Annotated in this window: 21 protein-coding genes and 2 pseudogenes; 13 read left to right on the top strand and 10 right to left on the bottom strand. The window is 58.9% G+C overall.

Features of this window, described 5'->3' with window-relative positions; all coding sequences use genetic code 11:
• The first annotated feature begins 121 nt into the window (after nt 1-121).
• The 4 genes from O9X91_RS09395 to O9X91_RS09380 all read left to right on the top strand — a co-directional run bounded on the left by O9X91_RS09395 (nt 122) and on the right by O9X91_RS09380 (nt 4,548).
• On the top strand, nt 122-1,162 hold the full coding sequence (locus tag O9X91_RS09395) for an ABC transporter permease (protein ID WP_269833716.1): 1,041 nt from the start codon (nt 122-124) through the stop codon (nt 1,160-1,162).
• Nucleotides 1,163-1,172: 10 nt separating this feature from the next.
• Nucleotides 1,173-2,150 carry an ABC transporter permease gene (locus O9X91_RS09390; protein WP_269833715.1) on the top strand — a complete coding sequence of 326 codons (978 nt, stop codon included), beginning with the start codon at nt 1,173-1,175 and terminating at the stop codon, nt 2,148-2,150.
• Nucleotides 2,151-2,154: 4 nt separating this feature from the next.
• Nucleotides 2,155-3,696, top strand: coding sequence for a sugar ABC transporter ATP-binding protein (locus tag O9X91_RS09385; protein WP_269833714.1), 1,542 nt, complete (start codon nt 2,155-2,157; stop codon nt 3,694-3,696).
• A gap of 336 nt (nt 3,697-4,032) precedes the next feature.
• Nucleotides 4,033-4,548 (top strand): disulfide bond formation protein B, encoded by a 516-nt coding sequence (locus O9X91_RS09380; RefSeq protein ID WP_269833713.1) that lies wholly within the window; start codon nt 4,033-4,035, stop codon nt 4,546-4,548.
• 30 nt (nt 4,549-4,578) lie between these two features.
• On the opposite strand, the gene O9X91_RS09375 is transcribed toward O9X91_RS09380, so the two are convergent.
• A complete protein-coding gene (locus tag O9X91_RS09375; RefSeq protein ID WP_003585610.1) occupies nt 4,579-5,136 on the bottom strand; it encodes an HNH endonuclease in 558 nt (185 codons plus the stop codon).
• A 344-nt stretch (nt 5,137-5,480) separates the two neighbouring features.
• On the opposite strand from O9X91_RS09375, the gene O9X91_RS09370 reads away from it, so the two are divergent.
• From O9X91_RS09370 to O9X91_RS09360, 3 genes are all read left to right on the top strand, one after another.
• On the top strand, nt 5,481-5,780 hold the full coding sequence (locus O9X91_RS09370; RefSeq protein ID WP_269834294.1) for a hypothetical protein: 300 nt from the start codon (nt 5,481-5,483) through the stop codon (nt 5,778-5,780).
• A gap of 146 nt (nt 5,781-5,926) precedes the next feature.
• The gene (locus O9X91_RS09365; protein ID WP_137411487.1) at nt 5,927-6,532 is read left to right on the top strand and encodes a transglutaminase-like cysteine peptidase; all 606 of its coding nucleotides are present in this window, start codon (nt 5,927-5,929) and stop codon (nt 6,530-6,532) included.
• A gap of 120 nt (nt 6,533-6,652) precedes the next feature.
• Nucleotides 6,653-7,444 (top strand): metallophosphoesterase family protein, encoded by a 792-nt coding sequence (locus O9X91_RS09360; protein WP_269833712.1) that lies wholly within the window; start codon nt 6,653-6,655, stop codon nt 7,442-7,444.
• Between the two features lie 7 nt (nt 7,445-7,451).
• Here O9X91_RS09360 and O9X91_RS09355 read toward each other — a convergent pair whose 3' ends face one another.
• Complete coding sequence (locus O9X91_RS09355) at nt 7,452-8,264, bottom strand: aminotransferase class IV family protein (RefSeq protein ID WP_142912043.1); 813 nt, start codon at nt 8,262-8,264, stop codon at nt 7,452-7,454.
• An 80-nt stretch (nt 8,265-8,344) separates the two neighbouring features.
• On the opposite strand from O9X91_RS09355, the gene O9X91_RS09350 reads away from it, so the two are divergent.
• Nucleotides 8,345-8,719 (top strand): MerR family transcriptional regulator, encoded by a 375-nt coding sequence (locus O9X91_RS09350; RefSeq protein WP_142912044.1) that lies wholly within the window; start codon nt 8,345-8,347, stop codon nt 8,717-8,719.
• 96 nt (nt 8,720-8,815) lie between these two features.
• Here O9X91_RS09350 and O9X91_RS09345 read toward each other — a convergent pair whose 3' ends face one another.
• Nucleotides 8,816-8,926 carry a DAK2 domain-containing protein gene (locus tag O9X91_RS09345; protein ID WP_269833711.1) on the bottom strand — a complete coding sequence of 37 codons (111 nt, stop codon included), beginning with the start codon at nt 8,924-8,926 and terminating at the stop codon, nt 8,816-8,818.
• Nucleotides 8,923-9,853: pseudogene (locus tag O9X91_RS09340) on the bottom strand (dihydroxyacetone kinase subunit DhaK). Before O9X91_RS09340 ends, O9X91_RS09345 begins: the two are co-directional and overlap by 4 nt.
• A gap of 381 nt (nt 9,854-10,234) precedes the next feature.
• Between O9X91_RS09340 and O9X91_RS09335 the strand changes: the two are divergent.
• Nucleotides 10,235-11,488 (top strand): arsenic transporter, encoded by a 1,254-nt coding sequence (locus O9X91_RS09335; RefSeq protein ID WP_142912045.1) that lies wholly within the window; start codon nt 10,235-10,237, stop codon nt 11,486-11,488.
• Nucleotides 11,489-11,530: 42 nt separating this feature from the next.
• Here O9X91_RS09335 and O9X91_RS09330 read toward each other — a convergent pair whose 3' ends face one another.
• Nucleotides 11,531-11,824: a hypothetical protein gene (locus tag O9X91_RS09330; protein WP_244614220.1), complete on the bottom strand. Its 294-nt coding sequence runs from the start codon at nt 11,822-11,824 to the stop codon at nt 11,531-11,533.
• Between O9X91_RS09330 and O9X91_RS09325 the strand changes: the two are divergent.
• A pseudogene (locus O9X91_RS09325) lies at nt 11,766-12,806 on the top strand (hypothetical protein); the annotation flags it as partial. The gene O9X91_RS09330 and the pseudogene O9X91_RS09325 sit on opposite strands and share 59 nt — an antisense overlap.
• A gap of 68 nt (nt 12,807-12,874) precedes the next feature.
• Here O9X91_RS09325 and O9X91_RS09320 read toward each other — a convergent pair.
• The 5 genes from O9X91_RS09320 to O9X91_RS09300 all read right to left on the bottom strand — a co-directional run bounded on the left by O9X91_RS09320 (nt 12,875) and on the right by O9X91_RS09300 (nt 19,102).
• Nucleotides 12,875-13,531 carry a DUF2161 domain-containing phosphodiesterase gene (locus O9X91_RS09320; RefSeq protein ID WP_142912047.1) on the bottom strand — a complete coding sequence of 219 codons (657 nt, stop codon included), beginning with the start codon at nt 13,529-13,531 and terminating at the stop codon, nt 12,875-12,877.
• A gap of 142 nt (nt 13,532-13,673) precedes the next feature.
• Nucleotides 13,674-14,900, bottom strand: coding sequence for a glycosyltransferase family 4 protein (locus tag O9X91_RS09315; RefSeq protein WP_142912048.1), 1,227 nt, complete (start codon nt 14,898-14,900; stop codon nt 13,674-13,676).
• The gene (locus O9X91_RS09310; protein ID WP_142912049.1) at nt 14,897-16,234 is read right to left on the bottom strand and encodes a polysaccharide pyruvyl transferase family protein; all 1,338 of its coding nucleotides are present in this window, start codon (nt 16,232-16,234) and stop codon (nt 14,897-14,899) included. The genes O9X91_RS09315 and O9X91_RS09310 overlap by 4 nt, the downstream gene beginning before the upstream one ends.
• Nucleotides 16,227-17,705, bottom strand: coding sequence for a lipopolysaccharide biosynthesis protein (locus tag O9X91_RS09305; RefSeq protein WP_142912050.1), 1,479 nt, complete (start codon nt 17,703-17,705; stop codon nt 16,227-16,229). The genes O9X91_RS09310 and O9X91_RS09305 overlap by 8 nt, the downstream gene beginning before the upstream one ends.
• A 161-nt stretch (nt 17,706-17,866) precedes the next feature.
• The gene (locus tag O9X91_RS09300) at nt 17,867-19,102 is read right to left on the bottom strand and encodes a glycosyltransferase family 4 protein (RefSeq protein ID WP_142912051.1); all 1,236 of its coding nucleotides are present in this window, start codon (nt 19,100-19,102) and stop codon (nt 17,867-17,869) included.
• Nucleotides 19,103-19,581: 479 nt separating this feature from the next.
• Between O9X91_RS09300 and O9X91_RS09295 the strand changes: the two genes are divergently transcribed.
• The 3 genes from O9X91_RS09295 (at nt 19,582) to O9X91_RS09285 (ending at nt 23,241) form a co-directional block, all read left to right on the top strand.
• A complete protein-coding gene (locus O9X91_RS09295; protein ID WP_269833709.1) occupies nt 19,582-20,910 on the top strand; it encodes a hypothetical protein in 1,329 nt (442 codons plus the stop codon).
• Nucleotides 20,911-21,054: 144 nt separating this feature from the next.
• Nucleotides 21,055-22,167, top strand: a complete 1,113-nt coding sequence (locus O9X91_RS09290) for an acyltransferase family protein (RefSeq protein WP_269833708.1) — start codon at nt 21,055-21,057, stop codon at nt 22,165-22,167.
• Nucleotides 22,168-22,347: 180 nt separating this feature from the next.
• The gene (locus tag O9X91_RS09285) at nt 22,348-23,241 is read left to right on the top strand and encodes a hypothetical protein (protein ID WP_269833707.1); all 894 of its coding nucleotides are present in this window, start codon (nt 22,348-22,350) and stop codon (nt 23,239-23,241) included.
• Nucleotides 23,242-23,349 lie beyond the last annotated feature (108 nt).

Genomic DNA, 23,349 nt, shown 5'->3' with positions numbered 1-23,349 from the left:
TGCCGGGCGGGCCGCGATCACGCCCGGCAATCCCGCGTCGTCGAAAGCCCGCTCCGGCGGCAGCGCAATGTCAAGGCGGACCGCCGAGGTCTGCGGGCCAAACAAATACCGGAACATTTTCATGACCGTGAACGATAGTTTGCTTACAAAAGGCGTGCAGGAGACAGAGGAACGCATGGGCTCGCGCATTTCGCAAAGCCGTTTTTTCCTCACCAATGAATTCGGCCTCATTCTGCTGATCGTCGTTTTCGCCATCATTTTTGGCGTGGCAGCCAGCGGCTTCCTTTCGCCTTTCAACCTGTTCACGCTCGGACGCAGTGCCGCAATCAACATCATGATCGGCCTGTCGATGATGGCGGTGATCGTGACCGGCGGCCTCAATCTTGCCGTTGGCGCGATCGGCGTCTCGGCAGCCATGGCCTGCGGTTATCTGATCGAGGTGCTTGGCATGCCATGGCCGCTCGCTGTCATTGGCGGTCTCGCCACAGGTGCAGCGCTCGGTTTTGTGAATGGCTGGACCGTCATTCGCACAGGGCTGCACAGCTTCATCATCACGCTTGCCACCATGAGCATCTTTTTCGGGGTGATGATCTTCCTGACGCGGGCCGAGGCCTATCGCGGCCTGCCGCCGATCTTCGCAGCCTTCGGAAAGATGAAGCTCGCGACCTATTTCTCGCCGCTGCTTCTCGTCACGCTCGCAACTGCCCTCGCCCTGTCCTTTCTCTACCGGCGCACCGTTCTTGGCCGCGAAATGCTGGCGGCAGGCGCACGCCCGGAAGCGGCGGAACTTTCCGGCATCCGCGTCGACCGCATCTTTATTGCGTGTCACATGCTGTCGGGCCTGCTTGCCGGACTTGCTGCCCTGATGCTGGTAACCCGCACGGGCGCCGCCATTCCTTCCATGGCCGGCCAACTCGGGCAGGACTGGCTGTTGCCGGCCTTCCTGGGGCCTGTTCTCGGTGGCACGCTGTTGCAGGGCGGCAAGGTTTCGGTTCTAGGCACCTGTCTCGGCGCACTTTTGGTCACCATGCTGACCAGCGGCCTGCTGCTGCTCCAGCTCGGTGAATTCTGGGTCCAGACATTTCTCGGCCTGCTGCTGTTGCTGGCGGTTTTGATGGACAAGGCGCGGCGAAGCTATCTCGCCCGGCGCAATCTGGCTTGAGGACTGGACGATGACAACCGACAACACCCTTCTACGCCTTGCCAGAACCGACTGGTTCGGCCCCCTGCTGGTCACGGTGCTGGCAATAGTAGTGATCCGTGGCTTCAGCCCCAACTTCCTGTCTTCCTTCAATATCCAGATCCTGCTTCTCGCCATTTCGGTCAATGCGCTCATCGCCTTTTCACAGATGATCATCATCGCCATCGGCCAGATGAACCTCTCCGTCGGCGCAATCGGCGGCCTTGCGGCAATCTCCTTTGCAGGACTGATGCAGGTCTGGGGGCTTCCGGCACCGGTGGCTGCCATTGCCGCCGTGCTGATCGGTATTGTCTGCGGCATGCTCAACGGCCTGCTGATTGCCATCACCGGCATTTCCGCCTTCGTCATAACGCTGGCGACCCTGTCGATCTACAAGGGCATCAACCTCGGCATTACGCGGGCGGAGCCTTTCTATGGCATACCCGAGTCGGTGAAAGACTTCGGTTCGGCCCTCATTGCCGGGCCTATTCCGTGGCTCGCAGTCCCGACCATCGTCATCGCATTCGCCCTGTGGTTCATGCTGCGACGCCAGCCGATAGGCCGCTTCATCCTTGCCATCGGCGGCAACAGCCATGCGGCGGAGCTTTCCGGCATTTCGGTGCGCATGACGGTGATCGTGGCGCATGGCATTTCCGGCCTTCTGGCATCGGTTGCAGGCATCCTGCTCGTTTCACGTCTGCAGATCGGCCAGCCTTCCATCGGCGATGACTGGCTCATCCTGTCCTTTGCCGCCCCCGTCATCGGCGGTGCCGTGCTGGCCGGCGGGCATGTCAGCGTCGGGGCGACCCTGCTCGGCGTCGTCATCGTCGCCATCATCACCCAGGCGCTCGTGTTGTTCTCCATCGATCCGTTCCTCGTGCAGGTGGTGCTGGGCGCACTGATCCTCGCCGCCGTCGGCATCAACCGCCTGCGCGAAACGCATCTCGGCAAAAAGACAGGGAAGGCCTGACATCATGGACAAACAACCCGTTTTTCAGGCGCGAAACGTCGAAAAAGTCTTTCCCGGCGTCAGAGCTCTCAAGGGCGTCAATCTTTCGCTGCAATCTGGCTCGATCCATGCCCTGCTCGGTGAAAATGGTGCCGGGAAGTCCACCCTGATCAAGGTCATCACCGGCGTCCATCATCAAAGCAGCGGCCAGATTCTCATCGATGGGCAGGAAGTGCGCTTCGGTAATCCGCGCGAGGCGATTGCCCGCGGCATCGGTGTCGTCCATCAGGAACGCAACCTCATTCCGCGCTTCTCGATTGCCGAAAATATCCACATGGAAAAGCTCGGCGCGCATTATCTCAAACCTATCGACTATGCCGCCCTGAACCGCGATGCGCGCCGCTGGCTTGAGGCACTCAATCTGGAAATCGATCCGGCAACACCGGTATCCGAGCTTTCCGTTGCGCAGATGCAGCTGGTGGAAATCGCCAAGGCGCTTTCACTGCAAAGCCGTGTGCTGCTCCTCGATGAACCGACGACCTCGTTGACGCCGAGTGAGACGGACAATCTCTTCCGCATTCTGCGCCGCCTGCGCGACGATGGCGCAAGCCTTGTCTTCGTCAGCCACAAGCTGGAGGAGGTTCTCGACATCTGCGACCGGGTGACGGTGCTGCGGGATGGCGAAAACGCCTGCGAAAGCCGCTCGATGGAAGGGCTTGGACGTCAAGATCTCGTGCGACTGATGATCGGGCGTGCCGAAAGCGGCGGCGGCTGGCGCAAACGTACGGTCGAACACAATCCGATGGTGCTGGAACTTGAAGACGTATCGACCGCGATCGGTCACCGCGATGTCAGCCTGTCCGTGCGCAAGGGCGAGATCGTCGGCCTTTACGGGCTGGTCGGCGCCGGTCGCACCGAACTTGCAAAATCGATCATGGGCAAATTCGCGGTCACGGCCGGCGACCTGCGTATTTCGGACCGGTCGGCACGCATCCGCTCCGTTGCCGAAGCGATCCACGACTATGGCGTCGGTTATGTCAGCGAAGACCGCAAGGGCGATGGCCTCATTCTCCAGCACTCCGTTCTTGCCAATGCGGGCGTTCCCATCTGGCGCAAGCTCGCGAATGCGTTCGGCGTGCTTTCGGATGGGCGCATCCGCGCGGCGGTGACGCCTTTTCTGAAAAAGCTGGAGGTGAAGACACCAAGCCTCAGCCAGACGGTCGGCAATCTATCGGGCGGCAATCAGCAGAAAATCAGTGTCGCCAAATGGCTCGCCGCCGATGTCAAACTGCTGATCGTCGACGAACCCTCCGTTGGTATCGACATCAAGACCAAGGCCTATCTGCATGATCTGCTGCGCGAGCTGGCAGATAGCGGCACCGCCATTCTCATCATTACCAGCGACATGCCGGAAATGGTGGCACTGGCGGATCGCATCGTCGTGATGGACCGTTACAGGGTGAAGGGCATCGTCGAAAACAACGGCATCTATGCCGATATGAGCCAGCACATCATGGCACACATTCACCATCCGCAGGAGAGCGAGGCCGGCCTCCTCACGGCATAGACGCTTCGCCGAAGACTTACGGTCGGCCCTTTGTTTCAGCCTCCCGGAAAGGGGGCGGCTGCGGTGCGCGCCCGCTTTGTGTAACGACGCGGACCTCGATCGCTTTACGAAGCCCTTGAAAAGGCGCCGTCATGACAGCCGCGATCGCAACCCTCACAAAACTTTGCTTGTTCATCCCGCCAATAGTGCCGGGCTTTCATTTGCCAGACGCAGCGGACTGGATTAGACGAATCCCGTTACACCGTGGAAACCGGCGACTTAATTTCGCCATCACGCCCGCCTTTTTGAAAGCCCGTCCGGGATATCTGCTTCTTTTCGAAGTTCGAGGAAAACAACATGGCCAATGCGACCACCGCCGACAACAGCCGCACGCTCGCCGCTCTCGGCGTCACGGCGGGAATGATCTTCACCGTCGGCTCCGCCCTCGGTTTTCAGCATATTGGCGGTTATACGCCCTGCGCGCTTTGCCTGCTGCAGCGCGATCCCTATTATTACGCCATTCCGCTGGGTATCTTGGCCATTGCGGCCAGCGTCTTCAAATTGCCGGTTCAGATCACCCGGTTGCTGCTTGCCCTTATCGGTGTGGCGATGCTGATCGGCGCCGGGCTCGGCGTTTATCACGCCGGTGTGGAATGGGGTTTCTGGGAAGGACCGATCACCTGCGCCACCGGGGCGCCTTCCATCACCACCAATGCCGGCGATTTGCTGGGCAATCTGAACGCCATCAAGGCGCCTTCCTGCAACGACGCCGCCTTGCGGGTGCTCGGCCTTTCTTTTGCGGGCTGGAATGTCATCGCAAGCGTTGCACTTGCGGCAGTCGCCTTTTTTGGCGCGAGCCGTAAAAGCCGGTAAACGGAAAACCGCGTTGCAGTCCTCAAAAGATCAGGGCTGCAGCTCGGTATCCCAGTAAAGATAGTCCATCCAGCTTTCGTGCAGATAATTGGGCGGGAACAGCCGCCCGTTATTGTGCAAATCCTGAACCGTGGGCTGGAAAGGCTTCTGCGCCGGGAACATGCCCGCCTGCTTGGGAAGCTTGCTGCCTTTTTTAAGGTTGCAGGGAGAGCACGCCGCCACGACATTGTGCCACGTCGTTTCACCGCCATGCGCGCGGGGAATGACGTGGTCGAAGGTCAATTCGTCCCGCGTGCCGCAATACTGGCATTCGAACTTGTCCCGAAGGAAAACATTGAAGCGTGTAAAAGCGGGGTTGCGGGTGGGCTGCACATAGGTCTTGAGGCTGACGACGCTCGGCAGCCGCATGGAAAAGCTGGGGGACGACACCGCATGATCATATTCTGCAATGATGTTCACACGGTCTAGAAAGACGGCCTTGATCGCGTCCTGCCAGGACCATAACGACAAGGGATAATAACTCAGTGGCCTGTAGTCTGCGTTCAGAACGAGCGCCGGCAGGGCCTGTGGTGAAACTGCAATCGTCAAGGGCTTCTCCTGAGCGATTCGGCATCTGCACTTGTATATTAGGTCCGTTGTTACAGGATTGTGAAGCCTATAAATGCAGCGGCGAAGAGCTTAATTTTTGAGCCCTGAAATGGCGTTTTTCGCATTCCTGACGATCAAGCGGCACGGTGGAGCCTCCTGGCCACGGACACCGCGGGCCGATGCGGCAGGGAGGCGATTCGGGCCTTTGCCAGACACAAATCCTTCTCACACCGGACGCACTATCGGTGATATGATTACCCCCGACGGACCAATGGAACATCAATGCGCGCCCGGCATGGCAAATGTGCGGCGGCGTCCGTCATTTCGTCAATGGAGGAACGGTCATGAGGTTGGGCAGGCGGCAAGCGGCAGCATTGCGGGGCAGCCTCGCGGCCAGCGTGCTCGTCGCCGTGATCGGTCTCTTCGCGTGCGCCCATGCCCAGCAGTACCGGAATTACGAAGTGACGCCGGATGGCCGCGGCGGAGCGCACGGAACGATCGGCGGGCGCAATTTCGAAATTTACCGAAATTACGACCGGCCGCCGGTAAACCGCGCCTCCCCCGATACACGGCGTGAACTCAGGCGCGCTGTCCCGCAGCAAACCTGTATCATCGACACCGAGGGTAGAACCCGCTGCAGGTGAGCGCGAGCCCAATTTTCCGACTGTTTCTAGCACGCTGCAACAAAATTAGATTTCGTTAAAATGCAATCTATCGACTTAAACGGCCCGCAAGAATGGGTCGCTATGGTGCCAGGCATAAGAGACGACAATTGTGCAGGGGCAAGGACATGGCGAAGAAAACAATCCGTCTGGCAAAGATCTTTGCCGTCGCTGCCAGCGTGGCGGCAAGTATTGCGACAACGGCATCGGCCGTCCAGCTCGGCGGCCTCACCCAGAAACCCGGCGCATCGCGGCCTGGCCAGTTCATGACCACGAGCCGCCCGACCATCGCGCCCATTGCCTTTGCGAAATTCTGCGAGAGCGCCGCCGACCAGTGCCTCCGGATCGGCGACCGCGATATGGTGGAACTGAGCAAACAGAAGCGCGCGGAACTCCAGCGCATCAACGCCGAGATCAACACGTCGATAATCTATGCCAGCGAACAGGACGGCGAAGACGACTGGAAACTGAACCCGGCAAGCGGCGACTGTGAAGATTTCGCGGTGACCAAGCGGCAACGCCTCCTGCGCGCCGGCTGGCCCTCAGGCGCCCTGCGCATCGCAACGGCGCGCACGACGGATGGCATTGGCCATGCCGTCCTGGTTGTCAGCACCAGCCAGGGCGATCTCGTGCTTGATAACCGCACCAATGTCGTCAAGCCATGGAAAGCCGTCGATCTGAAATGGATCAAGATCCAGTCGCATGAGAACCCGCGCATCTGGCTGAAACTCTAGACCGTCAGTCCTGCACTCGTGGGCTTCATTCATGGGGGCTTCGACACGGGCTTTGACGCAGGATGCGACAGCCGTTTCCAACGCCCTTGACCTTGTGCGGCAGAGACAGTATCGGCAGCTATGCCCAAGGTATTCAACTGGATTCGCGGTCGTAAGCAACCAGCCCCCCGCGACGACCGGAGGCGGCGTAGAATAGACCTTGGCGACAAGCCGGCCACCTTCCCTATTTACGCCATTGGCGACGTGCACGGCTGCCTCGATCTGCTTTTGCAGGCGGAGCGGAAAATCCTCGCCGATCTGGGACCCGAGCCCGCACCCGCGCTGGTCGTTCTCCTCGGCGACTATGTCGATCGCGGACGGGACTCCCGTGGCGTTCTCGAATATTTGCTGCAGCCCCCGCCCGCGCCGCTGCGCCGTATTGCGCTTTGCGGCAACCATGAGCAGCTCTTCCATGATTTTCTCGAAAATCCGCAGCAGAATATGCACTGGCTGGACTTCGGCGGCCGCCAGACACTTCTGTCCTACGGGGTCGATATCGACTATTTCATGAATAAAGGCCGTCTCAGGCTACAGCCTTTCAGGGATGCGCTGCTAGGCGCGATCCCGCAGCCGCATCGCCAGCTTTTATCCAGCCTGCCCGTCTATGCCCGCATCGGCTCCTATATCTTCGTGCATGCCGGCTTGAGACCGGGATTGCCGCTTGATGCGCAGACCGATGAGGACATGCTCTGGATCCGTGAGCCTTTCCTCTCACAGGGAGCCGGGCTGGACCTCCTCGTCGTCCATGGACACACACCAGTGGAGCAACCGGAGACCGGCCCGCAGCGCATCGGCATCGACACCGGCGCTTACACCACGGGCAGGCTCACCATTCTCAGGCTCTCGGATGCGGGCCTGCACCTGATCGGCTAAGCCTCGGTCAGATTTTCACCAGCGGCTCGCGCTCGTAGGCCTGGTGGAGCATTTTCACGAAAGAAGGCGCCAAGGGCACGCAATGCGACCCTAGAGCTTCAACCGGAATACCGGGTGTCAAGGAATTCATCACGACCGCGCCTTTGATATCGCTGAGATTGGCGGGACGGATCAGTTGCTCGCGCTGAGCGATGCCGAGCGCGTCGAGCTGGCGGCGAATGATGCTCATCGTGATACCAGCAAGGAAGGCGGCCCTTGGCCAGACCACCGCCTCGCCATCCCAAAAGGCCAGATTCCAGATGGTTGCTTCGCTCAGATATCCCCGCGCGTCAACAAAGGCCGCATCGTCATATCCACCCTCGACGGCCTTGCGAAGGAAATAGGTTTTTGATGCTTCACCCACATGTTTGATCGTTGCGAAGGGGCGTTCATGGTTGACGAGTGCCAGACGCAGGGATTGTTTCGGATCATCAAAGGCAGGCGTTGTGCGAACGAGAATGGCGGGGTCGTTCTCTGCTCCCGTCCGAGTGAATTCCCCACTGCGCGAAAACAGGGTAGCCGTCAGCGACAGGGCCGGCGGGCCTGCATGGATCGCTGTCCGCAACCGGTCGCGCACCAGATCATCCGGCAGGGCTCTGCCGAAAAACTCTTGCGACGCCGATTTCAGTCGGGCGAGATGCAAATCCAGCCCGCGCGCGGCGCCGTCCCGCACCTGCATGGCGGTGAAATGCGCAAAACCTGCGAAGGCCAGAGGTGATAAGTCTTGTGCGGTCGCCGTCCGGCCATCGAGTTCGGTACGAAAGCGGGATTTTCCAGTCATTTTCAAGCTCCTGAAGCGTGTTTACATCTTGGAGCGTCTTCCCTACAGTCTGACAGCGCTGTCAGAGTCAAGGGCTGGAAATGAAGATCGGCGAACTCTCCCTGAAAACAGGTGTGAGCATTAGAATGCTCCGCTATTACGAGGCCGAAGGCCTTCTCACGCCCAGCCGCACGAAGGCCGGATATCGCGACTACAGTGTCGCCGACGTCGATACCGTCGAGCGCATCCTTCTGCTCGGCAATGCCGGCATGACCCTCGCCAATGTCAGGGAGTTCCTGCCCTGCTCCCTTGATCAGCGGCAAGCCTTCCAGCCATGCGACGAATTGAAATCGAAGCTGCGGATGCAGATCGGCAGGGTTGAAGAACAGATGAACGGACTTTCCAGGAGCCGGAAGCTGCTCACAGACATTCTGGCAACCTTCGAAAAATCCACTCCGGCTTCAGGCCGCCGGTAAGTCTCTGTGTCAGCGATGGCCATCCCCGCTTTACGGAGCGGGCGGCGGACAGTCATCTCCACCGCCACATCAGTTAACCGGGGATAAGGCCGATCCTCACGCACCATCAATAGCTTCGAGCCAGATACCGACGGCGACCGCGCCCCTGTCGGGATGACCGACCGCCCGCTCACCGAGGTAACTTGCGCGCCCGAGCCGTGGCTTCATCGAGGCTGTCGCCTCTGCAGCGCTGCATCGTCGACTTGCAAGACCGACAACGAAAAACCCGGCATATCTAGGGCCGAAGGAAGGTGCCGGCCCAGGCGCGTTCCACGACGACACCTTTCGCCTCCGGCAGCACGACCGCCGACCGTGCCCACGATAGCGAGTTCCATCGGCGGCGTTGCCCCCAGGCCGTTGACCAGCAGCGCGACGCGATCGCCGCCAGCGAGCTTGCCGTCGGCCTCGATCGTTTCGATCACCAGCTTCACGAGCGCGTCAGCCGAGGCGATGGGCATCCGCTGCACGCCCTGCTCACCATGGATTCCGAGCCCGACTTCAATCTCGGTCTTACCCAGCACGAAGCCCGGCTTGCCGACAGCCGGCGGCGTGCAGGAGCCCAGCGAGACACCCATCGAAGAGAGCTTGGGCGGCTTCCCGGGCGATGCGGGTCACCTCTTCAAGAGCAAGCCCCTTTTCCGCTGCGGCCCCGGCGAGCTTATGGACGAGCACCGTTCCCGCAATCCCGCGGCGGCGATCGACGGGAACCGTATCCTTCAAGGCGACGTCGTCGGCGACGACAACGATCTCGACAGGGATTCCTTCGGCCCTCGCCAGCTCCGCCGCCAAGCCGAAATTCAGCCGGTCGCCGGTATAGTTCTTGACGATGACCAGCGCGCCGGCAGGGCCGGCCGCAGCCCTGATGCCGGCGAGAACCGCATCGGTGCTTGCCGAAGTGAAGACATCGCCCGCCACCGCGACCGTCAACATGCCCGCACCGACATAACCGGCATGGGCAGGCTCATGTCCGCCGCCGTCGCCCGAAAGCACCGCCACCCTGCGCTTCTCCGCCTCGGGCAGCCCGGATCGAATGACCACGTTCCCATCCAGAAGCAGAATGGTTTGCGGGCTGAGCGCCACGACGCCCTCCAGCATGTCCCGGACAACGGTGGATGGATCGTTGATAAGCTTCTTCATGCCTTACTCCTCGATGCAGTGCGTCGGCGGGCGGGCGGTATTCTGGCATTTACGCGCGCTGGAAAACGCGTAGATGCGGCTTGAACAGTGAACAAGCATGGTCTCCTCGCCGATTGCAAGCGTCGGAAATGCACGGCAAAGCTTCAAGCACGAAACAGGACTGGCCTCCTCACTGAGGTAATTGTCGGCAGACTTGTGGTCAGCCCGCTTCCGACATTGTATAGAATGCCGGTGATCCCTTTTGTTCCCGCCGGGCTTCCCGAACGCGAAGACAACACTGAAATAACCAGACGCAACCCACCACCTGATCAACCTCAACAACCAGCATCAAGGAAACACATGAGCGCTGCGTATTATACGTCGGCCATTGCGGTCGCTGCTGCGGCAGGGGTGGTTATCAGGCCGTTCCGGTGGCCCGAGGCCGTATGGGCCGTCGCAGGAGCGCTGCTGATCCTCGCGCTGGGCATTTTGACGCCTGCGGAAGTCTGGTCAGGGGTGATCAAGGGTCTCGACGTTTACCTGTTCCTGACCGGCATGATGTTGCTGTCTGAGCTTGCCCGGCGTGAAGGTCTGTTCGACTGGGTCGCCGCCGTTGCGATCTCTTACGCAAGAGGGTCGGCGCGGCGCCTCTTCGTGCTGATCTACCTGATCGGCGTCGTCGTGACCGCGCTTCTCTCCAACGACGCCACCGCCGTCGTCCTGACGCCTGCCGTTTATGCGGCCTGCCGTGCCGCCAGGGTCAAGAATCCGCTTCCTTACCTTTATATCTGCGCCTTCATTGCCAATGCGGCGAGTTTCGTGCTGCCGATCTCCAACCCTGCCAACCTCGTCATTTTTGCCGGCGGCGAGATGCCGCCGCTGTCCCGCTGGCTGGAAACGTTCCTGCTTCCGTCGATTGCGGCAATTCTTGTCACCTTTCTTGCGCTTTACTGGTCGCAGCGCCGTGTTCTCGCGGAAGACACCGTCGCGGATCGGGTGGAACGCCCGACCCTCAGCCTGCCGGCGAAACTGGCGGGCGTCGGCCTGCTGGCAACCGCCGCCGTGCTGCTGTCAGCCTCTGCATTCCACATGGATCTCGGCCTTCCGACGTTCCTCGCTGGCGTAATCACGACTATCCTCGTTCTTGCCATCGTGCGGCAGAACCCGGTGGAGATCATCAAGGATGTGAGCTGGGGTGTGCTGCCGCTCGTTGCGGGCCTGTTCGTCATCGTCGAAGCCGTTAGCCATACGGGCATCACCGCCGTGGTCGCCGAGCAATTGAAGGCGCTGAGTGAACATTCGCAGGCACAGGCCATTGGGATCGGCGGCGTCGCCGTCGCGCTTTTTTCTAACCTCGTCAACAACCTGCCGGCTGGTCTTTTCGCTGCAAGTGCCGTTCAGGCTGCACAGGTGCCGGACAATGTCACTGCCGCTGTTCTGATCGGGGTCGATCTGGGACCGAACCTGTCGGTCACGGGCTCGCTCGCAACCATCCTTTGGCTGTCAGCACTCCGGCGCGAAGGCCTGCATGTGCGCGCGCTGGACTTCCTCAAACTGGGCGCCCTCGTCATGACACCGGCCTTGCTGGCGTCGCTTGCAACGTTGCTGCTCTGACACGCGCATGAGGACACCGTGAGAGGGCGTGAAGCGGCGCCGTTACGCCGCTTCCGGTCTCCTATCGGACTCCTCGTTGATCTTGTCGATCAGCTGCATGAGGATGTCCGAGCACGCCTTCATCGGCTCGCCATCGGCACATTTGACATCGATCTTGCTATCGCCCTGCTCGAGGCGGAAATGCGCGCCCTTTGACGGCGGTGGTGGAGGCGACGCATCCGGGCGACCCATACCATCCGCCGGACCGGGCGGCAGCGGCTGTTGGGTAGAAGCGATGAAGGTGGATGCGCCCGACGAAAGCGAGGGCGCGGCTGGCAAGAGGGTTAAGGCCACCATCAATCGTATCGACATGCAGATGGACAGCCGCAAACTCGATCTCGGCATGAACGGCATGTCGATCGAAAATGGCGACAACTCGATCAAGGTCGATGAGGCAAGCCTCAAGGGCTTTGACTGGAGTTCGTCGATCAAGGCAATTTCCGAGCTCGCCGGGCTCGATGATACGGAGATCGAGACCTTTCCGTTCAACCGTCTGATACCGGAACTCGGAACGATCCGTGTTGGCGGCATCAATGTCGATGTGGCCGCGCCCGAAAAATCGGACGAGGAGGCAAACGAGGAAACGAAAGGCACGCCGGAGCGCGTCAAGTTCACACTCAAGAATTTCGAAATGGGGCTGACAAAACCCTTCAACGGCATTCCGACCGACATTACGATCCGGCAGGACGATCTGACTCTTCCCATCCCGGCGGACTCGTCGGAGGAGGTTCTTGTTGAAGCGCGCAAGCTGGGCATCGAGTCGCTCGCCCTGTCTTATGGCCTTTCCGCGGGTTGGGACGAACCGAACAACAATCTGATGATCCGGGAAATCTCCTTCAGCGGCAAGGATATTGGCAGCGTCAATTTCTCCGGTCTCGCGAGCGGGTTTACGGAAGAATTCTTTCCCTTCGACATCGATCGCGCCCAGGCCGCACTCTTCGGGCTTGCCGGCCGCGAGGTGAAACTCACGATCAAGGACGAAGGTTTGATGGCCAAGGCGATCAAGCTTTATTCTTTGGAAAACCACATGAGCGAGGCAGAGGTTCGCGCCACCCTGACATTGGTGGCAAATGCCCTGCTGCAACAGGTCGCGGCTGAACAGCCTAAACTGCAAAATGCGGTGGAGGCGCTCGGCCGCTTCATCAGCACACCGGAAACCCTGACGGTCACGGCCAAATCGACGGGTGCAAATGGCCTCGGCCTTCTGGATCTCGTTGCCGCTTCCGACAATCCGATGCTTCTGCTCGACAAGGTCGACATTCAGGCAACGGCGGAATAGCGGCTGCCGTTCGACAAGACCCGGAATGCTGAAAAGGGCTTCCGGTTTATGGCACACGCGGTTTCGCGTCAGGTTGCCGGTTGCGGCCATCGCTGCAGGGCTTCCTGCCCCGCCTCGGTCAGGCCATAGACTCCCCGATCGAGCCGTTCGAACCAGCCATAGACATTCGCGAGCAGGATTTTGCCAGCATCCGGGACGCTGGACCTGATCTGGCGTACGCGCAAGGGGCCTGATGCCAACGCCTCTGCGCAGCCGAGTGCCTGCTGGCGATAGGCGGTCATGATCGGCGCGCGTGTGCTGCCGCCCACTGCCGGATCGCCACGCCGCCTCTGGTGTTCGCGCATCAGCCGGGAGCGCCGTTTCGGATTGGTGCGCGGCATGGGGGTCACGGAGCCGACGAGAATGCTGACATCGCCGGCATCGGAAATACCGAGCATGCCGATCCCGAGCCTGCGGCAGAGATCCCGGTAACGTTTGTCAGCCTCACGGCCCCTGCCCTTGGCCGAGACCCGCGCCGCGATCCAGACCTCATCTGCGATAGCCGCCCGATCGACAGCCTGCAGGATAAGTTCCAGATTGAAGCTCAGTTTCAGCTCGCAGATCACGACAACAGCCGGGTCGTCGTCGCTCAGACCCACGAGGTCACAACCACCAATTTCACCCTTGACGGTGTAACCAGCCTTTTCAAGAAAGCCTTTGACGGGCAGATAAAGCGACGTTTCCATATACCAGCGGGTTCAAGTGACGATCCGGCCCCTGAATACATCGATCCGCCCACCAAGAACAACCCTTTGACGGGCGCAGCGACGGACATCACGGATTATCGGTCCCTCGGCGGGAGACGGCATCCAGCGGAAAACTCATACCTTATTCAGGCTTCCTGCCGGTCAGAATATTATTCAGCACCGTCATTTGCCGGCGGTTCCACTCAATCGCGTCCTCGAAGGCTTTGTTTCCCAGTTCCTGCCGCTGATCCTGGCTCGCGGCCAGTTGCAGGATTGCGTCGGCAAAAGCCTGATGATCGCCATCGCCGACAATGACCACGCCGCGCCGGTATCGTTCCGAAAGTCCCCTCGCGCCTGTCCGGGTGCTGATCGTGGGAACACCTGCGGCGAGAGCGTCGAGCAATTTTATGTTGATGCCCGTTCCAAGCGTGATGGGATTGATCGAGAGTGGCGCACGGGTGAAAGCTTCCTTCAGGCTGTCCACGCGGCCAAGTTTGACAACACCGTCCCTATCCCCGATCTTGCCGCATATGCTGCCAGCCACGACCAGGCGAATATCCGGCCGTGTCGCCCTGACGATCGGCAGGACGTTGTCAATGAAGCCCGTCAGGGAAATGATGTTGGCGTCGTTGCTGGAACCAAGAAACAGGAAGTCGCTCGAACTGAGGTCTTCCACTCGTCCACCGAGATCGAGAGTATGGCTGACGGTCGCAACAACCGGCGGCTCTGCCCCCTGCCGCTGCCTGAACGTCCGCTCCTCTTCCTCCTGAATGGCGACAACGACGTCCGCACGGCGGAAAGCCTTGCTTTCCATTTTCGGTGGAACGGAAAACCAGTATCCATATTTGTTCGCGGTATTGACGAAAGCCTTGTGTCGGTCGGCGAAGGAATCATGGGTGTCGAGAATGCGCAGCACCCCCTTCGGCAACCCCAGGAACGCCCGCGAATGAAAGGCATATTCGACAATGACGGCATCGATGCCAAGCCGGCGCTGAATATCCCGAACCTGCCGGCCGATTTCCGGGTAATAGAACTCGTCGAGGTGATTATAAAAACCGCTGTCGCGACCGAGAAGGCGGTGGACCTTTCGGACGGCTCGAAACGCGATCACTTCAGCTTCCAACCCCCAATCCCCGATAAGCCTTGTTTTAAAACGGCTCCGCTGCCGTGATACGAAATGCAGGCGCCCGGAGCTGAATTCTGCTTCATGCGCGGCCGGATCGAAATCGGCGGCAATCGGGGTATCAACATAAACGAAATGCACCTCATGTCCCAGGCTGCGAACGGCGCGCGTCAACTGGAGAATCCGGCTGCGATTGCCCTCGGACGCGGGAACGGCGGGAATGGCTGAGACGAAAGCAACTTTCATGAGACCGATTGATTCTGTTTTGGAAAGGACTCGAAAATCTGAAAATTGTTTTTTGATAGGCCGAGAACATCAGGCAATTTCCGCTGGACCTGCTCGCGAAGGTCATCAGCATTGTCGACGAACTCCATCAAAGCGTTCCTGATGCCGTCATCGCTATAGAAGGCGGAGGGAGCAAGCAGTTCCGACGAAGATAGAGCGAAATGCTGGTATAGCCCTTCGAATTTCCCTTGATAGGCGATACATATGACCGGAACGCCTTTACCCAGCCCTGCTATGGCGAGATGCATGCGCCCACTGACAATTCCATCCAGTTGCGCCGCAATGCCCTTGAGAACGGACGCGGACCACCTGCCGTTCAGATATCGAACCCGATCTGACAGTGAATCTGGAACCTGCCCGGCAATCGCCTGAAGGCAAAATTCGTCACCGAAACCATCCCGGTAATCATGCGGCATAAGCAGCCAGCAGACCGGCCGTGCATCCGCCACAAAGTGCAATGCCTCGGCTCCACGCTTTATGATGGTGTCGACCTGGCTGCTGTCAGCATTTTTGAACAACATGGGATGCAGGTTGAAGCCCATCACCCTGTATCCCTCATTACGTTTCCGTTTGATCCAGGAGACGGTGTCTTCATCCGGTTCTGAGGCAACAAGGCTAAACGCCGAATCGGCAACCAGTACCGCGTTTGTCCTGGCGAATGATTGCAGGCGGTTGAGGGAAACCGGATCGCGTACATTAATTGAGACATTGGGATGAAGGGCGCTATAAAACATAGCCAGAGCGGGATGAGGCGCTTGGTTGAAGCTGAAACCAAGGATGACATTTTTTATCCCGGCGGCCGCAGCCAAATCAGCACTTGCCAGGAGTTTTGCGCTGACCAGTGGATGATAATATCCATCCATCACATCTGCCCCAACCACCACGACGCAATCGTATCGCCGCGCTTCAAAGTGGTTAAGAAGTGCTCCGGAAAAATCAATTTCGCCAAAGAGATCGACGGGATTAAATCCCCTCTGACGAACCAAATCCGAAGCACCTGTACCTTCGACCAGTATATCGACTTCGACATCAGGATTTCTTGCACGAGCATGCTGGACGGTCGCGGTGATCATGGCATCGTCGCCGATAGAGCCAAAAACGGAATAGGGATCGCACGCGACAATCAGAACCCGACTTATATGATCCCCAGCGGCGAGGTTTTTTATACGTCGCTTTTGCTCCTGCAGCGTGTGAAAGAAGTGACGAATAGCAACATCCTGATTGCGGCTCTCATTGTACTTCACCCATTCACGATGCAGCGGTGCGGGAATGATTTTTTTTATGAGCTTACGCATTCACTTCCTTCCGTGGGAGTACCTTGCTCGTGACGAAAACAAGGGCCGACCGCGCCTGCGTCCGGGCAACCAGCGCTATGAGCAAAATATAAGTAAATGTAAAAATGGACCCGAGCAGTATTGCGGACATGAAATCGCCTAAACTGAGGGCGGCAATTTGAGGACGCATCCATTGAACGATGATAAGGCAAAGACCGCTGGCGGCAAAACTCGGCAGAAGCAGAGACATTATTTTTCGGAGCGACACGCCCAATTCACGCGAAACATAAAAGAACGTAAAGGGCGTTGAAGCAAGTTGACCAAATACGTAAACAATGACGAGTTCATCGATACCGTCGGTCGGTATGAAGACAATCATCAGAATTGTGGCAATCGATTTGGCGGCGCCGGCAATCAATACCTTGTTCGGGCGGCCGCGTGCGGAGAGAAATGGGCCGTTTTGAAATTGCACACATTGTAAAGCGCCGAGCAGCAGCAGGGGTCTCGCGATCTCATCTGCCCCGTGCCACTGCGCACCAAACAAAACGCGGCAAATCTCCGGCGTCAATGCCGCAAAGAGCACGAAGGCTGGTGTCGAGACGATAGCGGATATTGCGATCAACCGCTTGTAAAGTTCCGCCATGCGGTCGCGCTCGTGCGAGACGCGCGAAAGCACCGTTAGCGAGACGTCATAAAGTGCCGACTGAAGCAATTGCATCATAAGTTGATAGAGCCTGCTGCCAACCGTGTAGAGGCCGAAGACGGCCACGCCATAACGTCCCAGGATCATGAAATCGATCAGGCGCGTGGCCGCGAAATCGACAATGCGAAGGCCGAGCGCCGACGAACCGAAGCGAAGCAGTTCGACGAAGGTGCCGGGATTGAGAGCGGTGCCCGGCAACCAATGCGGCTTTCGCCAGAGCCAGATCAGCGTGACGAGGGTGGCGACATAGGTTTGAACGACGAGGCTCCAGACGCCCATGCCCGTGATCGCGAAAACAATCGCCACCCCACCGCCGACGATGTTCGAGATGAAGGTTCTGATTGCCAGCGGTTTGAAGGCGAGTGCACGGCGATAATTCACCTCCTGAAACATCGAAGCCGTGTTCAGCGGCAGCAATATGCAGATCGCCACGATGACCGGCGCCAGCCCTTCGACCTCGAACCAGCGTTCCAGTTCCGGTGAAAACACGCAGACGACGATAGCCAGCAGCGTTGCGACCGTGACCGAGGCATAAAAGGGCAGATTGACGTCGCCGGGTTCCAGGTTGCGTTTCTGCACGATCGCGTCCGCGAATCCGAACTCCGACACCATCTGGATCAACATCAGCACCAGCCCGGCGGTGGCGACCATGCCATAATCGGTAGGGCTGAGGAAACGGGCCAGAACGATGAAGAGAATGGAGGTGAAAAGCTTACCGCCCCAGTTCTGGACGATGGACCAGAAGACACCCGTAACGGCGGCGCTGCCTATCGACGTAGCTTCGGCCATCAATCCACCATCCGTAAACCCGGCCGAGTCGACGCACCATGCGCAACCGCCGCAAAACAGTCGACGCCCAGGCCGTGAAAGCGGAGGCTGCCCTTATTGCTTCCCGCCATATGCCCTCTCCTTCAAAGAAAACCGCGGCAACGGACCGGGTCCGTTGCCGGTTAAGATGCACGCAGGGTTCGGCTTTGCCTGCTGCTCGTCAGGACGTCCTCATAGAGTTTCACATAATTTTCGCCGACCCGACGCGAGGTGGATTCCTCGACGATGTTTCCGAAATCCGCCTCCGTCGGCAATTCTTCGCGCGAGAGCGTCAGCACGCGGCGGATACGGGCGGCAAGGTCGGTGGCGTTGCCCGGTTCGAACAGCCAGTCATGGTTGGTCTCGCCGATCAGCTCCGGAATGCCGCCGGAGGCTGCGCCGATGACCGGCACGCCCATGGCATAAGCCTCGTAGATCGTGCGTGGCGAAGGCTCGGCCCAGAAGGAAGGGACGATGAGCACATCGATCTCTTCGAGAAACTCCTTCGGTTTCGCCCAGCCGACGAATTCGATCGGCAGATCGCCGGCCTGAACCGTGAAACGCTCGATCGAATCGTCCATCGCATGGCCGGCGACCAGACAGCGCCAGTTCCCGTGACCGATTTCCCTGAAGGCATCGACCATGTTGCCGACGCCTTTTTCCGTATTGATACGGCCGATATAACCGAAGGTCAGCGGCCGGCCAGTGCGGTCGATCTGCCGGCGGGCGACCGGATCGCCCTCCGGAACCGTGCAGGAATAGAAGATAACGCGGCGCAGGTTTTCCGGGATGTGACGGAAAAGCCCGTGATTGACATGCGTCTTGAGGATTTCAGTGCCGACGCTTGCGACAGCGCTGATATAACGCTGGGTGAATTTCTTGGTGAAATTCACCGCCTGACAGCCGAGATGGATGTGCTCGCAGGGCTTGCCGCCCTTGAACATGGCGGCATTGCCGCACAGGAGATCATATTCGCAGATCGTGTGAACGATCGGAATGCCGCGCTTATGCGCCGCCCGCCACACCAGCGTCGTCACATCCAGCAGCGAATGGGTGTTGAGAACGTCAGGCTTGAAATCGTCGAGGACGGCCTCGAACTGTTTTTCGACGTCGAAATTCCACTGCTGCTTGAGCTTCTGCATGCGCCGCTGCTGCGGCGAATATTGCGGCCAGTCCTCAAGCCAGAAATCGTTATTATGGAACATGCGGTAGACGGAGACGCCGTTGCGCATGGTTTTCGGTTCGGCCTGCCGCTCGATACAGGCGGCGCCGACCGTATGTCCCATGGAGACGAGTTCCTCGGCGAGATGTTCGACCGAACGCTCGCATCCACCAACGATATGCGGCGGATAAAGGCTGCTAAGATGGAGAATTCTCATGCGGATACGCTCTGTTTTCCTTCATCGAAAATCTATGGCGTCCATCCCGGGCTCGTTTGTCTCCCTTCAATCCAGGAGACCAATGAGACATCTGCAAAAATATAAAGAGCCGGAGCAGAACTAATGTTTGAAAATATGAATTACCAAAATCTACTTTTCAAAAAGCACGGGAATCGACGCTATTTCAAGTGATTTTTTTTGCGGCGCGGCAAAAGCCATGCGGTGTTGCGAAAAGAACCGACCTCGTGTTACGGTTTAGCCACTTTAAAGTGCAGGCAATCGGCAATCGGTTGCGTTGCAGGCAATGATTTAACTGAAATTCATAATATCATTTTATTTCAAAGAGATGGATTTTGGGCGGCCGCAAATGCCAAGATTTCCGGACCATTTTGATATCGAGACCGGGCAACCGTGACCGCCATTCAAACGGCGACGCCCATGTGACGGCGTCTGTCTTATCGTTTCTCAAGGAGGCGCAGATGAATGGAAGAACGCCAGCCACGATGGGTGGCCTGACGCGGCGCAACCTGCTTTCAGCAGCACCCCTTGCATTGGTCGCCGCCTCGGGTCTTAGCGCTACTTCGGCAAGGGCGCAGAGACTTGCTTCGGCCAGTACCGAAGCCTTTCTCGACAGTGTCGGGGTGTGCGGTCACTTCACCCGCCCCACGGGCGTCTATCCGGAACGGTTCGACCGGATCGTGCCCGAGCTTGAAGCGCTGGGCGTCCGGCATCTGCGTGACGACGGGCTCATCGCCGCAAGAGACAGTCGCGACAGCCCCGTCTTTCGGCGGCTGCGACGGATCGTGGCGGCTGGCGTTCGCCTCACCGTCATCTGTTACGACAATCTTAACCCTTACGTTTCCACGCCGCTCGACAGGCTCATGGATTTTTACGATTGGTGCGATGCGGGTATCGATATTTTCGAAGGCAGCAATGAGCCCAACCTGACGAAGGACCCGCAAAATGCTCCGCGCATTTCGGCGGAGCATCAGGCGGCGCTGCACGACACCATCCGCTCGGTTCCGCGCCTGAGTACGGTGCCCGTCGCGGCGCCAAGTTATGTCCTGTCGAACAGAGCGCTGGCGCTGGACCTGAAAAATGCCTGCGATTACGGCAATATCCACCCTTATGCCGGGATGGAGCATCCCGAAACCACCGGTCCGGGGGCGCTCTCTAAATCCGTCGCCGCTTCGGCGCATATAGCGGCCGGCAGGCCGGTGCTCGCCACGGAAATGGGTTATCATACCTCTCTGCAGACCAGGACATTTCATTTCCCCGTCACCGAAGGCATCAAGGCGCGCTATATGCCGCGCATGCTGCTCTGGTGTTTCATCAGCGGCATCCGCCGGTCCTACATCTATGAAATGGTTTCAAGCTTCGCCGCCGATGAGACAAACCCGGAATCCTCCTTCGGCCTGCTGCGCCATGATTTAAGCCGCACCCCCGCTTACGAGGCCGTTCGCATCCTTCTTTCCCTTTGCAGGGCGGAACGGCAGACCGGACCGGCGGAACGACAGCTCGATTTCCTTACCGCCGATTCCAAAAGGTTGGCCCTGCACCTTACAAGACCGGACGGTGCTCTGCTCGTGCCTGTCTGGCTTGGAATTTCCGGCTGGCAGTGGCCAGCCCGCATCGAAAACCCGCCCGCCGAACGGGTTGCCACATTTTCGGTGGCCGGCCAGCATAGTCACGTTATCGCACACCGTTTCCGCGATGACGGCTCCGTGAGCCAGCAGACAATGACGCAGGAAAGCGGGCAATACCGGCTTTCCGTCAGCGACCAGCTTACGGTTCTGGAAGTTTTCTGACTGATGCGGAGGAAATGCCGCATCGCAAAATTGTGTGTATCGCGTCGCGCTATTGCATGATAGCCTGCTTGAATACTGGACTTCCGCCCCGCAAAAGCGGGTGCGATATAATACTAAATATATCTTTATTTTTATAGATTGACGATGATGGAAAATTTTAAGAAAGCGCCCGCTGCCGGCGCGCAGCGTCTCGATGTCCTTCAGCTAATGCGCGCCGTTGCGGCAACCATGGTCGTTGCGCTGCACGCGGACGTGAACTGGCCATTCACACTTTTTCCATTGCATCTGCTGAGGCTGGGAGGCGGTGTCGACCTGTTTTTTGTCATTTCCGGCTTCGTCATCGTTTATGCATCCCGGCCCTATTTTGCAGCGACGGGCGGTCGTTCCGCATTTCTGCTGCGCCGGTTCCTTCGCATCGTCCCGCTTTACTGGTTTGTGCTGACCCTGCGGCTCGCCATGGCCGCCAGCGTGACCATTATCAGCGCAAAGGCCTTTCCGCCACTACAGTCGATCCTCACCTCCTACCTGTTTATTCCCTATGACAGCATGGGTTATGGCGACGCCTATCCGTTTCCGCTGATCGATCTCGGCTGGACGCTGAATTACGAGATGTTCTTTTACATCGTTTTCGCAGCGTTCATCTTCCTGCCGCTGGAGCGCGCGGTGTTCACGACAGCCGGCGTGTTGTTTGCCGCCGTCATGATCGGCTCCGCATTCGATCTCGGCCTGCCGTTCAGCTTCTGGTTCCAGCCGATCATTCTCGAATTTGTCGCAGGCATGTTCATCGCGGTCCTCTTCCTGCGAGGCGTTCGCCTGCCGCCCCTGCTCGGACTTGCAACGGCCCTGTGCGGCATGGCGATCTGGATGCTCACCGATCTGAACAGGATAGGGTTCAAGTGCGATCCGGGCTGTTATTCGTTCTCGCGGCTGCTGGTTTTCGGCGGCGGCGCGATTTTGCTGATGTCGGCGGCGACCTTGACCAGAAACATCTCCCTGCCCCGTTTCGCCCAGCCGCTGGCGAAACTCGGCGATTCATCCTATGCGCTTTACCTGCTGCACCCCTTTATCTTCCGGGGTTTCAAGATCGCGCTCGGCGGCGTGACGTTTCCGCCCGAATGGGGCAACCTCGTTTATCTCGTCATCGTCGTCAGCACCGTCGCCATAGCCCATGTCTTTCACGTCCTTGTCGAGACGCCGGCCAATATCTGGCTGCGTGACCGGCTGATAACGTCACCACGGAAAGTCGCCGTGTCATGAACAAACCGAAACAAGGCAAGGGCGGCTGTTAACAATAGTTGAGGGTTTCCGCAGCAAGTTTATTTAGTGCTTGATCCTTTGCTTGGGCTGTGCGATTTAGAAGGAAATTTTAGATGTTGGGTAAACTTGCCTGGCATTGGATGTATTTAAAGTCGTATTTTAAAAGATTTGGAGAGTTGGATGCCCCGCATTCGTAACGGCTCGATGCTCGTTGGTGCGATGTTCATCGCCAACATGGGTCTGTTTTCCTTTGTCGCCAACGCACAGAACGTGGAAACTGCACCGCAGCAGACGCCCTCCGTTGAGAGCGGGGCAACAGGCGGGCCCGTCAAGGCCGCCGATGAAACCACCGCCGCATTTCTGAACCGCGTCAACACCAGCAATCCGGACACGGTTTCGATTGCAACGGCGGAACTGTTCAAGCAGTCTCCGACGCAGGGGATGATCAGTGATCTGATCACCATCGCCTCCAGCACGGATGCGGCAACGGCCGATGTAACCGGAAAAGTGACGAGCGGATTTCCGATCATCGCCGTGTCCACCAGCGCAGCACAGTTCTCCGAACAGCTTTCCGGCCTCATCCTGAGTGACTCCGGCCAGCTGCCCACCATCGTCGCACTGGCCCAAAAGGTCGGTAACAAGGACTTCTCCGAAGTCGTCGGCGAAGGCTTGGCGCTTGCCCATGCTACCGCAATGAGGAACGGCAATACGATACTGGCAGCCGCCATTCAGTTGCAGACAAAGGGCGCAAACGTGCCCGCCGATCTTCTGATCGCCTTTAGCGAGAATATCCAAGGAACGGCTGCCGGTCCGGCCGCCCCTGCGGCTGCCGCGGCGACGGCATCGCCGATCGGCGGAGCCGGTTCCTCGCCGGCAAGCGCCAACAGCATCGGCGGTTCGGGAACGGCAGGCACCGCAGATGGCACCGCACAGGCGGGCGGCGGAAGCGCACCTGTCGGCGGCGGCGGTAGTGGCGGAGCGACAGGCAGCACCGGCACGTCCTTTTTCACCACGATCAACAATTTCTTCTCGACCGGCAGCACCACCACGCCTGTCAGCACAAGTCCCGTTTGAGTTTGGCTTTGTCGCCTTTCCCGCGGGGAAGGCTGCCGCCAGTTCTGTGATGCAACCGTGACTTGGCGGGCGTTGCGCCCGCCGAAAAGAGCGAGGCTGACAGTTGTT

It is taken from the genome of Agrobacterium salinitolerans (genome assembly GCF_027498475.1).
Taxonomy (GTDB): Bacteria; Pseudomonadota; Alphaproteobacteria; order Rhizobiales; family Rhizobiaceae; genus Agrobacterium; species Agrobacterium salinitolerans.
This window is presented reverse-complemented; position numbering and strand designations above follow the sequence as displayed.